The following is a 15,041-nucleotide window of genomic DNA, read 5'->3' as shown; positions in this document are numbered from 1 at the left end:
CTTGAAACAACTTCATCTGGATCTGAAAGAACTGGGATTTGAAGGGTCGTATGACCGGGTGGCCGCCTTCGCCAGGAAGTGGAAGGTGGATCAAACTGACAGGGTCAATTCAGCTAGCAAACGCACATATGTTCCTCTGACTTTCGCTCCCGGCGAAGCGTTTCAGTTCGACTGGAGTGAGGACTGGGCGATGATCGCAGGCGAGCGGACTAAACTGCAAGTAGCTCACTTTAAGCTCAGCAACAGCCGAGCGTTTTATCTGCGCGCCTATCTGCTACAAACACATGAGATGCTGTTTGATGCACATCATCATGCGTTCTTACATCTGGGTGGGATTCCGCGTCGTGGCATTTACGACAATATGAAAACTGCAGTCGATAAAGTGAGAACCGGCAAAGACAGGGATGTCAACCTGCGCTTTACTGCAATGGTAAGCCACTATCTGTTTGATGCAGAATTCTGCAATCCGTCATCTGGCTGGGAAAAAGGTCAGGTTGAAAAGAACGTCCGTGACAGCAGGCATCGCATCTGGCAAAAAATCCCGCCAATGCCGTCACTGGAAGCACTCAATGACTGGCTCAGCAAAGAATGCCTTCAACTCTGGAAGCAAATTCAGCACCCTGAGGCAGACATCACAGTTGCAGAGGCATGGGAGCTTGAACGACCACATCTGATGGCCAACGGCAGGCCATTTGATGGCTTTGTAGAACATACCAAGCGTGTCTCACCGACCTGCTTAGTAAGCTTTGAGCGCAACCGGTACAGCGTGCCAGCACCTTTTGCGAACCGTCCTATCAGTCTCAGGGTATATGCAGCAAAGCTGATATTTGTGGCAGAAGGAAAAGTGATCGCAGAACACGACCGGAATATTATCCGTGATCATGGTCCTGGCCATACTATCTTCAACTGGCGCCACTATCTGGCTGTACTTCAGCGAAAACCAGGTGCACTCCGCAATGGTGCACCATTTGCAGAGTTTCCTGCTGAATTTAAGCAGCTACAGGCCATTCTCATGAAGCGCCAGGGCGGCGACCGGGAGATGGTTGATGTGCTGGCACTGGTGATGTTTCATGATGAAAAGGCAGTACTGTCTGCAGTGAGGCAGGCCCTCGAAGCTGGTGCGCCATCAAAACAGACCGTCATGAATATTCTCAGCAGACTGATTGAGGGGACGCCACCGCCAAAGATAGACACACCCCAGGCACTAGCCTTGAAAGTTGAACCCAAGGCCGATGTAGGCCGTTACGACCAATTAAGAAACAGGAGATTAGATAATGCAGCATGAAGCCATGTTAGAAATGTTCAAAACACTGAAGCTGAGAGGCATGGCACAAGCTTTAGAAGATCTGATCACTCAGGATTCACCAGCCTTCCAGGCAGCAGTTCCGGTACTGGCCGGACTGTTGAAAGCAGAAACCTGCGAAAGAGAAGTCCGCTCACTGGCCTATCAGATGAAAGTCGCAAAGTTCCCTGCTTATAGGGACTTGAACGGCTTTGACTTCAGTTGCAGTGAGGTGGATGAGTCTCTGGTAAGACAATTGCACCGCTGTGAGTTTCTTCAGTCGGTGAATAATATTGTACTGGTGGGAGGGCCGGGAACCGGGAAAACTCATTTAGCAACTGCAATAGGTATTCAGGCTATTGAGCAGCACAATTGCCGGGTCCGCTACTTCTCGACTGTGGAGCTCGTCAATTTACTGGAGATTGAGAAGCAACAAGGAAAAGCAGGCCACCTTGCGCTCAGATTGCTTTATACCGACCTGGTGATTCTGGATGAGCTTGGTTATCTTCCATTTAGTCAGTCAGGTGGAGCTTTATTGTTTCACTTAATAAACAAGCTATATGAAAGAACGAGTGTGATCATCACCACCAATCTGGGGTTCTCGGAATGGGGATCTGTATTTGGGGATGCGAAAATGACGACTGCATTGCTTGATCGACTCACCCATCACTGTCATATAATCGAGACTGGGAATGACAGTTACCGATTTAAGAACAGTTCAACCCAAATAACCGTAAAGGAAAAAAAGACCAAACTAGCCTCAACCTAACCCTTAAAAAAACTTAAAACGAGTGGGTCAGAATTTGATGCAAACGCCGGGTCATAATCCAGCGCAAACTAACATTCTAAGGTCAGATAGATTGTTTCGATAGCATTCATAATGACCTCTCGTACTTCTTGCTCATAACGATTAGTTCGATTACCTTTTTTTTGGTCGTCGTCGACGAGGGCATGGATATCCTTCCCGGCATTGGCAAAGCGCGTCTTCCACCGAAAAACTGTTGTCCAATATGGAGGTGATGCTGGGGACTTTAGTTTTTTCCACGTATCTAGAATTGCTGGAGTCATCGCCAACTGGGTATTGGGAACATCCCATACCGCGAGTGCGTAGATGCGGCGAATTTTAGCTGCCTCAAATTTCTTCTCCGATATTTCTTGATGAACGACGCCTATTTCTGAATTATCGTTTTGGTCTCTCGAAAAATGCTTGTTTGGGAAAACGAGCTGCCTATCCGCATATAAGGAACGAAGTTGTGGGTCAGTATGCTCGATAATTCGCTTGGTCTTTGTCTCTTCCAGTTGCCAAAGATCATCGGCAACTTTGCGTAGTAGCTTATACGTCTTCCCTGATATCTCAACTTCGACGTTTTGCTGAAAGTGCGAAATACCCATATCAAGCACCCACTTCGAGACTTGGTGGATAGGTTACGTTCGATTTAAAAAATTGCGTATCCAACGAGATAGCTTTTTTAGTGTCAAAGACTAAGCTTCCTTCGAGAATGAGGCGGCATACATGGTTGCGGCCCTTGGGACCAAGAGCTCCTTCGATTACATCTCCCCACCGTAAGGGAATTTGAGTTTTTAGAAAAACGCGTAACCTTTCCCTATCTAACGCGGGAATGTCGTCTCGGCCGAACTTCAGCAACATAGCTCCGTTTTTCATCAACGGATTGTTGGACAATTCTTCTCCGGTCACCATCCTATAGGTGAAACCAAACTCGGGAAGCGCATTGATCATCAACTCAGTACGCTTCATATTTTCTGGTTTGGCTGCATCAGAATTTGGCTTAATTTCCCATAATTCTTTACCGCTGTAGCTAACTACAAGAAGATCTGGATAATGTGAATATTCGCCGCCTTCCTGGCGATATCGGATTTCGAGCGGTTGCTCAAAGAAATATTTTACGTTTGGATCAACGTCAAGAATGCGGAAAGCATTTAACTCATTGTGAGATTCCCACTGGATCATTCTCTTCATTTTCCAACTTGGATATTTTCCTGTGGGACGCGATCTGGAGCGTGTAACGATTTTACGGGCTCTGATTTTTCCAGATTCTGGAAAATGGATTGACACAATAGATTGATGATGCGGAGAATTGCAGGCAACTGTTGGCCCACAATATTTGAGTTTGATTTGATCTAACGTATGCATATTTATGCTGCACACGGCTCGGCGCGACACCTGAAATTGGGTGCCATATAAATCGCAAATGATTGACAAACGCTTGGTTTCTTGACCAAACCAGACGCCCCCACTTTCTGTCAAATCTATTTGACAGAATTAAATTGGAATCTTATACTGTTTTTTGTTATATGCAGTATGAAGTTACAGACGGCTCATGTGTTGGCGCACTTGAGCCGTTTTCATTTTTGAATAGCCTTACCGCGTGAATTCATCCTATATTTTGTTTGTAAAGTTTTTGCGTTAATAATTGGTGCAAAAAGACCGTCTTTTGGGTTTGAAATTTTTTTCTGTTATGTAACGCTCATGTCCCTTTCTTTGTCGTGTTTTTTAATGTCTGATAGCCAGTTCATGATGTCGCTCGTTAATGCAAATCTTCCTCGTCTACCGGGTATTTCAAAAACATGTATTGGAAGCGTACCTCGTTGAATCGCTTGACGGAACGCTGCCGCCGATCGATAGCCCAAGGCCTTCACAAGATCTTTACCTCCTGTTAACGGGCCAGATTGAGTGAGAAGGTCGCTGAAGTTAGTTTCTTGGCTCGTTTCCATTTTTTTTGTTTGTATCATGCCCATGCTCTCGTTTATGTAAAAAACGACTCGAGGTGCTGCCATGTCACGTCTTGTTTCATATATTTCTTTTATTGTTGACTAGCTATAGCAAAATTACCACCCGTCACGAAACTAATATTTTTATGTCCATGCACTTGGAAAATGCTCAACGACCTGCTGGCCGTCCCACGAAAACGACAGTAAGCAAAATAAAAACGCTTGCTTGGATTCGTTTCATTGCTTCAATATCCCAGAAAACTCCGTCCCAGTTAGGCAGAGAATTCCATCCGACCCAATATCGATATGATGGAGAGAAGCAGCAAAGCTCAAAGCGTTGGGAAAGATATGCAGAGGGAAGCAGTTCCCCACCTGACTTAAATTCTGGTGACTCTCTTGTCGATTTGGTTGATCGGGCTTATCCGGGCTCCGCCAAACTGTTTCGACATTCTGTATGGATTGCACTAGAAGGAAATCTCAGAGATTCAAGGGAAATAAATGCATTGCTATTAACGTTAGGAGAACTCGTTACAGATATTTGTTTTATCCCCCAGGAAGTAAGGGGAAAGACGAAAATGAAGCGAGTGCCTTATGACTATGGTTTGCCGATGAAACTTGCAAATTTGAGATCTCTTGAAGGTCTTACTGCACTACTTTTATTAGCGAAAGAAGCAGAAATTATTGGTAACGGTAAAGTGCATGTACAAATTACGGGAAGGATTTCTCAAAGTTTGTTTTACGTTAGAGAAATACCTGAAATATCCTTTGTTTTAAAGGAGGTTGTCGAATGCATAAATATTCAACTTCAGGCATTTAAATATCATTTAGGAGGTGAGATTGTCGTTGCGGCTCCAAGGCTAATTTGGGAGGCAATTGTTGGCAACGGCGAGGATTTTTGGCTTTGTGACGAGAATACGCCATTGGAGCTTAAACTTTTGGAAAGACTAGTTAAACTATTTAGTTCAACGGAAATGCTGAAGATTTGGTTAACTACGTTCCACCCGACTCTTGGCGAACCTCCGGCTGATGCAATGCAGAATGTTGAGGGATTAAGAGCTGTCCAAATGCTTTTGGAAGCTTAAGACGTAGTTAAATTTGTATGTCAAAAATTACTGGTGATTAAGAAGATGAAATTTATTGAGTAATTATGTAAAAAAAAGCCGTCCAATTTGAAATGGACGGCTTTGTGCAACTATTTTTACATTTAAATTACTTGCAGCTTATGGTGTCGCGACTTGCAGCTTATGCTGTCGAACTTGCAGCTTATGGTGTCACCCACAACAGGCCTGCACCAGGCAGGCCAGGGTGTTTAACCGCAAGCCCCTACGTAACCACAAGAAACACAGCGGCTGCAGCCATCTATTTTTTGCAGGGCGTGGGCGCCGCAATCCGGGCATTTTTTGCCAGTAGGGATGTAGCTGATCGGGGCTGCATTTTCGCCTTCATAGGCCAGGTCATCCATGCCGTAGTGATGGCTTCTTTGCTTGAACTTTTCTGCCAGTACGGTGATAGGGATCTGGTTGCCTGCGGCGTCAAGGAAGCCGCGTTTCATCAGTATGCGTTGCAATGAGTAACCGATGGCAGCAACTTCAGATTCATGGAACAGTGGTGCCTGTAAGCCATCGTCCTTGGTGATCATGCCGCAGCGTACCGTACCCTTGTCCCACACCACTTCACGCATATCTGCCAGTGCTTTGGCGATGGAGCCGCCTGAGCGTGCTGCCATGGACAGCAAGCGCATGCTGGCTGATATCCATTGCTGGCCATCGTTCTTTTGGCCAGCAGGCATGAAGAATTCAAACGGGCGCTCTATCGTTACGCGCTCGCCACCGACCATGCCATCAATGTGGATGAAGCTGACGGTCAGGTAGACCGTTTTTTTGCCTTCATACGTCATGTACTGCACTTTGGAGGTCACAGATTCGAGGTCGCCAAATGGGCGGCCATCGAATTGCTTGCGCAGCAGGTCGTCGTCAGGGATTTGTTTGACTTCTGGTGCTGCTTCAGTAGAGACAGAAAGGACACTGCCGAGGATATTATTCGGGCGATAGGTTGCCAGGCCTTTAAGGCCGGCGCGCCAGGCATCCATGTACAGGTTCTGGAAATCTTCGTAAGGATAATCTGCCGGTACGTTGACGGTTTTGGAAATCGCAGAATCGATGTAAGGCTGCACGACCTGCAACATTTTCATGTGGTCGCTGGCTGACATGTTGAGGGCTGTGACAAACTGTTTGGGCAATTTTTTGTCGTCTGAAACATCATTACCCAGATGGCGATACAAGCGCCATGCATGGTCAGCCACTTCATAGATTTTTGCATCGCCCACGGCCATGCGTTTCTTGCGGTTATATACCCAGGAGAAAGCCGGTTCTATGCCGTTAGAAGCATTGTCAGCAAAGGCCAGGGTGATGGTGCCAGTAGGAGCAATGGACAGCAGGTGCGAATTGCGCAAACCATGTTTGGAAATCGCATTGCGTACATTTTTAGGCAGGCGTTTGGCGAAAGTGCCGGACAGGTATTTTGTGCTGTCAAACAAGGGGAACTGGCCTTTTTCCTTGGCCAGTTCTGCCGATGCCAGATAGGCGGCATCGCGCATGACTTCAGATACTTTTTGTGCGAAAGCGCGACCGGCATCGGAATCATAACGCTGGCCCAGCATGACCAGGCTGCTGCCCAGGCCAAGGAAACCCAGGCCTACACGGCGTTTGGACATGGCTTCGGCTTTTTGTTGAGGCAAAGGCCAGGCTGTGGCATCCAGCACATTGTCTAGCATGCGGGTCGCTACAGTCACCACGGCTTCAAATGCGGTGAAATCAAACTCGGCTGCATCGGTAAATGCACCCTTGATGAAGCGCGTCAGGTTGATCGAACCCAGGCAGCAGCAGCCATAATCAGGCAAGGGTTGTTCTGCACATGGATTGGTGGCTTCGATTTTTTCGCAATAGTAGAGATTATTCTCTGCATTCATGCGCGACAAAAACAGGATGCCGGGTTCCGCATGATCGTAGGTCGACTTCATGACCTCATCCCACAAGTCACGCGCGCGCACGGTTTCATAGACCCACAGGCCATCTTCACGCTGATAGGCACCGGCTTCTTTTTTGTCTTCGCCAGGTTCCGCTTTATGGACCAGGCAGAAATCTGTATCTTTGGCCACCGCTTCCATGAACTCGTCAGTAACGCCGATGGAGATATTGAAGTTGGTCAAACCGCCCTGGTCTTTGGAACGGATGAATTCGAGGATATCAGGATGGTCGCCACGCAAGACACCCATCTGCGCACCACGACGCGCACCGGCAGATTCAACTGTCGAGCAGGATGCATTGAAGACCTGCATGAAAGACACCGGGCCAGAAGCGCGTGAACGCGTCCCGCGCACCAGTGCATCTTTAGGGCGTATGGTAGAGAAATCATAACCGACACCACCACCGCGACGCATGGTTTCTGCGGCATCGGCCAGGGCAGTATAAATACCTGGCTTGCCATCAGTAGCGCTGGAAACAGAGTCACCTACCGGTTGTACGAAGCAGTTGATGAGGGTGGCGTGCAAGTCCATGCCAGCGGCAGAATTGATGCGGCCTGCCGGGACGAAACCATTCTTTTGCGCCCACAAAAATTTTTCTTCGTAATACGCCTGAAAGTCTGGCTGTTCTACGCTGGCCAGTGCCCTGGCAACACGTGACTGCACATCCTGGATGGTGACTTCATCACCTTTGGCATATTTTTCCAGCAAGACATCGAGGGAGATTTCCTGGGGAGACATTTCCGTCAATCCTAAAATTTTTTCGTTCGCGTTCATATGAAGAAGTTTTTCTTTGTTACTTGTTGCAGAGTTAAATCCAAAAGCCCGACAGCGATATTAGCGATATCAATAATCTCAACGATCTCAATAATGGAAGCTTAAAACTCAGGGGGCTATACATTCGGGGAAACAGGATGGCATTATTTCTATCAAAACAAATATTGCTCAATTGAAAATCCGGCACTGAAGTGCCAAGCATCCTGACATCAGATAGCTGCATTATAAACCCCGCCGCCATATTTTTTCTTGAGCGGGTTCAAGTTAAAACCAGATTCCAGCGCCAGGCCCGACAAAATAATCAAGCCAAAATTACCCAGAAAACATCTTCATTTTTGGAATCGTGCAAGCTGTCATGGTTTTGCCAGAATTTGCGGAAAAATGCCTGAAGTTGATTTCATACGGCATCATGCCTCGATGACATCACAGAATTTTTAGTGGAAAAAAATTCGCCAGCGAAGTTGCTGCCGAGATATGTACTATTACAAACAAAATGGCCAGTTTTCTATTTCCCTTGCAAAACCTGTGTGCAGTCGCTTGCCAATTTTGCTGCATTTTTGCGATTTTCCTACAAACTACAAAAATCTACCGCCCTTATAGGGATATCTATACTTTCTTGATGTCTGAATAACTTATACTTGGGCAAGACATTTTTGACAAAAACACCCATATTTCAGAGGACAGATAATGAGGCAGGACAGTTTGGCTAAGCGATACCTTTATCCTCAGTTTCTGTTTGCCTTTGTATGCCTGTTATGTGCCCTGCTTATGTGTCAGCCAGCAATGGCTGTACAAAGCCTGCGCTTTGAGCAAGTCGGGCGGGACCAGGGTTTCCAGCATGAATCTGTGCAATCCATGTTGCAAGACCGTCAGGGCTATATGTGGGTTGGCACTCAGGGGGGGCTGCATCGCTATGATGGTTCCAAGGTGGTGTTTTTTCGCCATGACCCCAATCATCCGGACAGCCTGGCCGATAACTGGGTCTGGGCCTTGCACCAGGATGACAAGGGCAGGATCTGGGTAGGTACGCGCAATGGTGGCTTGCACCGCTATGACATGGCAACCGAGACCATGGTCAGGTATAAGCGTAATTTGTCTGATATCCGTAGTGCTGGCAGCAACCAGATCCAGGCCATTATCAGTGATAGTGCGGGTGGCTTGTGGCTGGCGACCGGCGATGGACTGGCGCAATTTGACCCTGATAGCGGGCGCTTCCAGATTTTGCGCCATGATGACAAGGACCCCAGCAGTATCGCCAGCGATCAGGTGAATGCAATTTGCCTCGATAAAGACGGTAACTTGTGGGTGGGTAGCAATGCTGGTCTCAGCGTCATGTATCGTGGCAAGTCTGCTTTTGAGAATTTCCGCCTCGATAGTGATGCCAAGCCCGATCCGCGCCACAATAATGTGCAAGCCATACTCAATGACAAGCAGGGTAATCTGTGGATAGCCACGACGGCAGGCCTGGAAATCTGGAATAAAGAGCGCACGCAAAAACGTCGCCTGGGCCAGCGAGAGGGCTTGGACCCTGGTCCTGTCAACTCCTTGCTGGAAGACAGCGAGGGCATCATCTGGGCAGGTACCGAAGATGGCTTGAAACGCTGGGACCCGGCAGACCATCAATTTTCATCGTTTCGTCATCATGCCAGTGACCGCCATAGTCTGGCTGACAACCGTGTTACCCGCTTGTTGCAAGACCGCTCGGGTACTTTATGGGTGGGCACCTGGCTGGGCGGCGTCAGCCGTACCAATCTGGCCAGCGGTGGCTTTGAGCGCTTGCTGCATTTGCCTGGTGAAGCCAAGACCCTGAGTAATAATACCGTGGCTGCTGTGACCAGCAAGGATGGCATACTCTGGATAGGTACGGGCGATGGTTTGAACCGTTTCGACAAGGCGAAAGATCAGATACGCGCCTATTATCACCAGGCCAACCAGCCTGATAGCCTTAGCAATAGCAAGATCAGGGCTGTGAAGCTGGCGCCGGATGGCAAGCTCTGGGTGGGCACGCAAGATGGCTTGAATTTGTTTGATCCCGTCACCGAACGTGCCACGCATTTCCAGAATGATCCCAAACAGGCTGATAGCATCAGCTCCAGCATCGTTCATTCACTGGCCTATGACAAGGCTGGCAATTTGTGGGTGGCCAGCGACGATGGCTTGAATCTCATGCAGGGTGGTAAATTCAAGCGCTATATGCCTAATCCCAAGGATAGCGATAGCCTCAGTCATGGGCGCGTCGTCTCTTTGCTGTTTGACCATCGTGATCAGCTATGGGTGGGTAATTTTGGCGGCCTGGATAAGCTCGATCGCAGCACAGGGCGTTTTGAACATTACCGCCATGAGCCGGACAATGCCAATAGTCTCAGCCATAGCCGTGTCTATGCTGTGTACGAAGACAAGACTGGCGTGATCTGGGTAGGCACAGCCAGTGGCCTGAATCAAATGGTGCAGGGAGCGGATGGCAAGATCAGCTTTATCCGCTATGGCGGTGGGCTGGGTAATGATGCGATAGCTGGTTTTGCTGAAGATGATGCAGGCAATCTGTGGATCAGCACCGATGGTGGCTTGTATAAACTGGGCCCGGACAGGAAAAGCCAGAAAAAATATTCCGCCGATGATGGCCTCATCAACGGCACCTATACGGTAGGAGCCAGCCATCGTGATGCTGATGGTGCGCTGTATTTCGGTGGTTTCCAGGGCATGAGCTGGTTTTATCCTAAAGCCATACGTGACAATACCAGCAAGCCAGTCACGACGATAACTGACTTCCTGATTTTCAATCAGTCTGTACGCGGTGGCAAATTGCCCAAGGGCGTGAAGATGGATGGCAATATCTCGGATGCCAAGTCCATCACCCTGACTTACAAAGACAGCGTGGTCTCGATAGAATTTGCAGCGCTGAATTATTCTGACCCCCTGCATTATCGCTATGCTTATAAGCTGGAAGGTTTTGACCAGGACTGGGTACAGATAGACGGTGCTCACCGTGCTGCCAATTACACCAATTTACTGCCTGGAGAATATGTTTTCAGGACCAGGGCAGCGACCAAGGATGGCGAGTGGAGTGATGAAGGTGCCAGTCTGCTCATCACCATCACACCACCATTCTGGATGGAGTGGTGGTTCCGTATCATCGTCAGCCTGATCTTGCTGGCCTTGATTTATCTGGTTTACCGCTGGCGTGTACGACGTTTTTCTGATCAGCAAAGCTTGCTCGAAGGTCTGGTCAGGCAAAGAACCGCCGATGCCGACAGGGAGCGTAAACGTCTGACGGACCTGACGGATGTCTTGCCACTCTCGGTCTATCAATACCGCGAAAGACCAGATGGCCAAAGAGAATATGCCTACGTCAGTGAAAATGTCATCAACGTCCTCGGCGTGCCCGCAGAAGAACTGCTGGCTGATAAAAATGCGCGCTGGCGCACCACCCTGGCTGAGGACAGGGAAGCTGCCGAAGCCAGCCTGAACCGGGCAGTGGACAACCGCACTTACAGCAACTTCCACCAGCGTGTGCTGGTGGATGGCAAAGTGCGCTGGTTGCGCTCGCAAACCGTGATCCCCAAGCGCATCAATGGTGACTGGATATGGAATGGTTTCTGGATAGATGAAACCGAAACCTATCTGCAAAAAGATGAGTTGCGCGAGGCCAAGGAGCAGGCAGAGCAAGCCACCGTCGCCAAGTCCTATTTCCTGGCCAACATGAGCCATGAAATCCGCACGCCGATGAATGCCATCATCGGCCTTTCGCACCTGGCCAAGAAAACCCGCCTGACTTTGAAACAGCGCGACTACATCGATAAAATCCATAGTGCCGGTACATCCCTGCTGGGCGTAGTGAATGACATCCTGGATTTTTCCAAGATAGAGGCAGGCAAGCTCGATATAGAATCGGCTGAATTTGTACTGGCGGATGTGATTGATGATGTCGCCACCATCGTCAGCCACAAGGTGGCAGAAAAAGATATAGAGCTGGTGTTCGATATCGACACCCATGTACCTTCCAGCATGCGTGGCGACCCCTTGCGCCTGGGGCAGATCATCACCAACCTGGTCAACAATGCCATCAAATTTACTGACCATGGCTCTGTCATCATCCTGGTCAAGCAAGTGCAGGCAGAAGTCGACAAGGTGCAATTGCAATTCAGTGTGCAAGATACCGGCGTAGGCATGACGGACGAGCAGCAGCATAATCTGTTCCAGGCCTTTACCCAGGCAGACAGTTCCACTACCCGCAAATATGGTGGCACGGGCCTGGGCCTGACGATATCGCGGCACCTGGTGGAGCTCATGGGCGGCAGTATCTGGGTAGAAAGCCAGGTCGGAGTCGGCAGCACTTTCCACTTCAATTGCTGGTTTGCTTTTGCCAGCGCGGCCACGCAAACCCTGTTGCCATCACACATACAAGGTCTCAAATTGCTGGTCGTGGATGATCATGACGTGGCACGTCAGCATTTACAAAAACTGGGGCAGCAATTAGGTTTGACCGTGAATGCGGCCAACAGCGGCAAGCTGGCCCTGCATATGCTCAGTGAAGCCAGGGTGCATGGCCAGCCTTATGATCTGCTCTTGCTCGATGCCCATATGCCAGACATGGATGGCGCCGCCACCATGGGTGCCATTGCCGCCAGCATGGGCAAGGAAGCGCCGCAAGTGCTCATGCTGACCACCATGAATTTTGATGAAACGACCCTGCAAGCCAGGGCATATGCTCCAGTGGCCTATCTGTCCAAACCCATAGGTATGTCCGGCTTGCTGGAAGTCATGTTACGCATCAGTGCAAAAGCAATGGACACGCCCGTCAATGCGGCAGCAGAGCAGCATACCGACTGCCGCTTTGAAGGCATGCGCGTCTTGCTGGTGGAAGACAATCATATCAACCAGCAAATCGCCGCAGAGTTGATGAGTGAAGCAGGCATCATCGTTGACGTAGCAGACAATGGCCGCATCGCCATCGACAAACTCAATCATGGCAATCCCTATGACATCGTACTCATGGATTTACAAATGCCGGAGATGGATGGTTATGCCGCCACCACCGTCATCCGTTCTTACCCTGAGTGGCTGGACTTGCCCATCATCGCCATGACTGCCCATGCCATGAATGAAGAAAGGCAGCGCTGCCTGGATACCGGCATGAATGACCATATCGCCAAACCCATAGACCCGGATAACTTCTTTGAAACGCTGAGTCGCTGGTGTGGCCGCCGCATGCCTGGCTATCAGGTGGATGTGCCCGTCACGTCTGCTTCATCGGTCTCATTTGCTTCATCTGCCTCAACTGCCTCATCTGCCTCCGCTACTGTGGCTGCCAGGGTAGAGCCAGCCAAGGCAGAAGTGCCAGTCCATGATCTCAGCATCCCAGGTGTCGATGTTGCACCGGCCTTGCGCCGCTGCGGGCAAAACCTTGACCTTTATTTGCGCCTCTTGCAAATCTTTGTCGATAGCGCCGCCACTACGCCCGACAAGATCAAACGCGCTCTTGAGCTGGGTGACCGCGGGACCGCCGAACGCGAAGCCCACACCATGCGCGGTGCCGCAGGCAATATTGGTGCCACGGCCCTGGCCGCAGTCGCGACCGAGCTGGAGCTGGCCATAGAAAAGTCAGCAGAAAACCAGGTCTTGATACAGAAGTTTACCGATGCCAGCGCAGAACTGATACAGGCGCTGAAGCAGGCTTTGCAAGAACAGGCTGCCGAGGCAGTAGCGCTTGCTGATGAGCAGGTGGGCGTTGCAGCCGATGTAGTCGATGCAGCCGCGTTATTTGCCAAGCTGCGCCTGTATCTGGAAGATTCAGACAGCGAAGCCCTGGATTTTTTCCAGGGCCACCAGCGCAGCATGCGTCAGGTATTGGGGGCGCAGGCAGATGACTTCATTCAGTCGCTGCAAGCCTTTGATTTTGAAACTGCTTTACAGATACTTGACAGTGTCAGCCCGGTAGATAGCACCAGCTTATAAATATTTTTCCAGCATCTGCATGGTGCGTGCTGTGGCACCCTGATGCTGCAAGAAGAAGGCATAAGCTGCTTCGCCCATACGCTGGCATTGTTTCTTGTCAGCCAGCAAGGCATGTGCTTGCAGGAACAGGCTGAGTGCACCATCGACACGGAAAGCTGCACCGCAGGCGATGGCTTGCTCCGTAATTTCAGAAAAATTAAAGGTATGCCTGCCCGTCAGCACAGGCTTGCCCATGGCACAGGCTTCGATGAGGTTATGTCCACCGAGTGGCACCAGGCTACCGCCGACAAAAGCGATATCGCAAGCGGCATAGTACATATACATCTCGCCCATGCTGTCACCCAGCACGACCTGTATGTCTTCGCTGATGTGGGCAATTTCTTCATGATTCAGGCTGGAGCGGCGCAGGTACTTGATACCATGCGATTCCAGCAGGCTGGCCACATGGTCAAAGCGTTGCGGGTGGCGTGGCGTGATAATCAGCAGTGGGTTGGTTTGCAGCAAGGGCACCTGTTCAACAAAGGCTTGCAGTATCAGCTCTTCTTCGCCATCGCGGGTACTGGCGCACAAGATCACCTGGCGCTCACCAAAACTGCGACGCAGAGCGGCACCGCGTTCGGCCATCAGGGGTGGTGGTGTCACATCAAACTTCATATTGCCGGTGACACCAGGTTGTTCTATCCCCAGTTCATGCAGGCGCAAGGCATCAGGATTTGACTGCGCTGCCACGCTGCTGATAGCGCGCGCAGCAGGCAAGATCAGCGCAGCCAGGCGCTGGGCCTTGCGCAAAGATTTTTCTGACAGGCGGGCATTCACCAGGGTCACCGGGATGGATTTGGCTTCACACTGGGCGATCAGGTTGGGCCAGACTTCGGTCTCGATCAAAATGCACAACTGAGGAGAAAAATGCCGTAAGAAGCGCACGATCATCCAGTTGATGTCATACGGTAAAAACGCCTGTCGCAGGCGCGGGCCTACATCGGCAAACAGCTTGCCGCCAGTTTCACGGCCTGTCGCGGTCATATGCGTCAGCAAGATGCGATGTTCAGGGCAACGGGCCAGCAGTGCACGTATCAGCGGTTCAGCTGCGCGGGTTTCACCGGCAGAGACGGCATGTACCCAGATCGTTGGCATACTGGCAGCGGCCGGGTAAAAGCCCAGGCGCTCACCTATATGCTGGCGATAGCCAGGCTCAAGGCGGCCACGCCACCAGAGGCGGAACAGGGCAAACGGCAGGGACAGACCCCATACCAGGGAGTAAAGAAGACGCATGCT

The 15,041-nt window shown here is 50.1% G+C and carries 9 protein-coding genes; 4 read left to right on the top strand and 5 right to left on the bottom strand.

Going from position 1 to position 15,041, the window contains the following annotated elements; all coding sequences use genetic code 11:
* Positions 1-1,285: IS21 family transposase (istA, locus tag ACO0LF_RS17950; protein ID WP_423016391.1), on the top strand; the 1,285-nt coding region annotated here is incomplete at its 5' end.
* Complete coding sequence (istB, locus tag ACO0LF_RS17945; protein WP_423016389.1) at positions 1,275-2,051, top strand: IS21-like element helper ATPase IstB; 777 nt, start codon at positions 1,275-1,277, stop codon at positions 2,049-2,051. The genes istA and istB, both read left to right, overlap by 11 nt.
* Positions 2,052-2,119: 68 nt before the next feature.
* Here istB and ACO0LF_RS17940 read toward each other — a convergent pair whose 3' ends face one another.
* The 3 genes from ACO0LF_RS17940 to ACO0LF_RS17930 form a co-directional block, all read right to left on the bottom strand.
* Complete coding sequence (locus ACO0LF_RS17940) at positions 2,120-2,674, bottom strand: hypothetical protein (RefSeq protein WP_423016387.1); 555 nt, start codon at positions 2,672-2,674, stop codon at positions 2,120-2,122.
* A gap of 1 nt (position 2,675) precedes the next feature.
* Positions 2,676-3,434 (bottom strand): TnsA endonuclease N-terminal domain-containing protein, encoded by a 759-nt coding sequence (locus tag ACO0LF_RS17935; RefSeq protein ID WP_423016385.1) that lies wholly within the window; start codon positions 3,432-3,434, stop codon positions 2,676-2,678.
* Between the two features lie 323 nt (positions 3,435-3,757).
* The gene (locus ACO0LF_RS17930; protein WP_423016383.1) at positions 3,758-4,033 is read right to left on the bottom strand and encodes a hypothetical protein; all 276 of its coding nucleotides are present in this window, start codon (positions 4,031-4,033) and stop codon (positions 3,758-3,760) included.
* Positions 4,034-4,086: 53 nt separating this feature from the next.
* On the opposite strand from ACO0LF_RS17930, the gene ACO0LF_RS17925 reads away from it, so the two are divergent.
* Positions 4,087-5,094, top strand: coding sequence for an MbcA/ParS/Xre antitoxin family protein (locus ACO0LF_RS17925; protein ID WP_423016381.1), 1,008 nt, complete (start codon positions 4,087-4,089; stop codon positions 5,092-5,094).
* A gap of 227 nt (positions 5,095-5,321) precedes the next feature.
* On the opposite strand, the gene ACO0LF_RS17920 is transcribed toward ACO0LF_RS17925, so the two are convergent.
* Positions 5,322-7,811 carry an adenosylcobalamin-dependent ribonucleoside-diphosphate reductase gene (locus ACO0LF_RS17920; RefSeq protein WP_423016379.1) on the bottom strand — a complete coding sequence of 830 codons (2,490 nt, stop codon included), beginning with the start codon at positions 7,809-7,811 and terminating at the stop codon, positions 5,322-5,324.
* Positions 7,812-8,594: 783 nt separating this feature from the next.
* On the opposite strand from ACO0LF_RS17920, the gene ACO0LF_RS17915 reads away from it, so the two are divergent.
* Complete coding sequence (locus ACO0LF_RS17915; RefSeq protein ID WP_423016377.1) at positions 8,595-13,766, top strand: two-component regulator propeller domain-containing protein; 5,172 nt, start codon at positions 8,595-8,597, stop codon at positions 13,764-13,766.
* On the opposite strand, the gene waaA is transcribed toward ACO0LF_RS17915, so the two are convergent.
* Positions 13,761-15,038 (bottom strand): lipid IV(A) 3-deoxy-D-manno-octulosonic acid transferase, encoded by a 1,278-nt coding sequence (gene waaA, locus ACO0LF_RS17910; RefSeq protein ID WP_423016375.1) that lies wholly within the window; start codon positions 15,036-15,038, stop codon positions 13,761-13,763. The genes ACO0LF_RS17915 and waaA overlap by 6 nt on opposite strands.
* Between the last annotated feature and the right edge of the window lie 3 nt (positions 15,039-15,041).

Origin of the sequence: Undibacterium sp. Di27W, assembly GCF_049340345.1 — a bacterium.
Classification (GTDB): Bacteria; Pseudomonadota; Gammaproteobacteria; order Burkholderiales; family Burkholderiaceae_D; genus Undibacterium.
The sequence above is the reverse complement of the archived record's forward strand: the minus strand, read 5'-3'. Positions and strand labels throughout refer to the sequence as shown.

What these genes read in the sequence shown, in the direction of transcription:
- ACO0LF_RS17935 (WP_423016385.1), bottom strand. Translation starts at nt 3,434, where the DNA reads ATGCATACGTTAGATCAAATCAAACTCAAATATTGTGGGCCAACAGTT.
- ACO0LF_RS17940 (WP_423016387.1), bottom strand. Translation starts at nt 2,674, where the DNA reads ATGGGTATTTCGCACTTTCAGCAAAACGTCGAAGTTGAGATATCAGGG.
- istB (WP_423016389.1), top strand. Translation starts at nt 1,275, where the DNA reads ATGCAGCATGAAGCCATGTTAGAAATGTTCAAAACACTGAAGCTGAGA.
- waaA (WP_423016375.1), bottom strand. Translation starts at nt 15,038, where the DNA reads ATGCGTCTTCTTTACTCCCTGGTATGGGGTCTGTCCCTGCCGTTTGCC.
- ACO0LF_RS17915 (WP_423016377.1), top strand. Translation starts at nt 8,595, where the DNA reads ATGGCTGTACAAAGCCTGCGCTTTGAGCAAGTCGGGCGGGACCAGGGT.
- ACO0LF_RS17930 (WP_423016383.1), bottom strand. Translation starts at nt 4,033, where the DNA reads ATGATACAAACAAAAAAAATGGAAACGAGCCAAGAAACTAACTTCAGC.
- ACO0LF_RS17920 (WP_423016379.1), bottom strand. Translation starts at nt 7,811, where the DNA reads ATGAACGCGAACGAAAAAATTTTAGGATTGACGGAAATGTCTCCCCAG.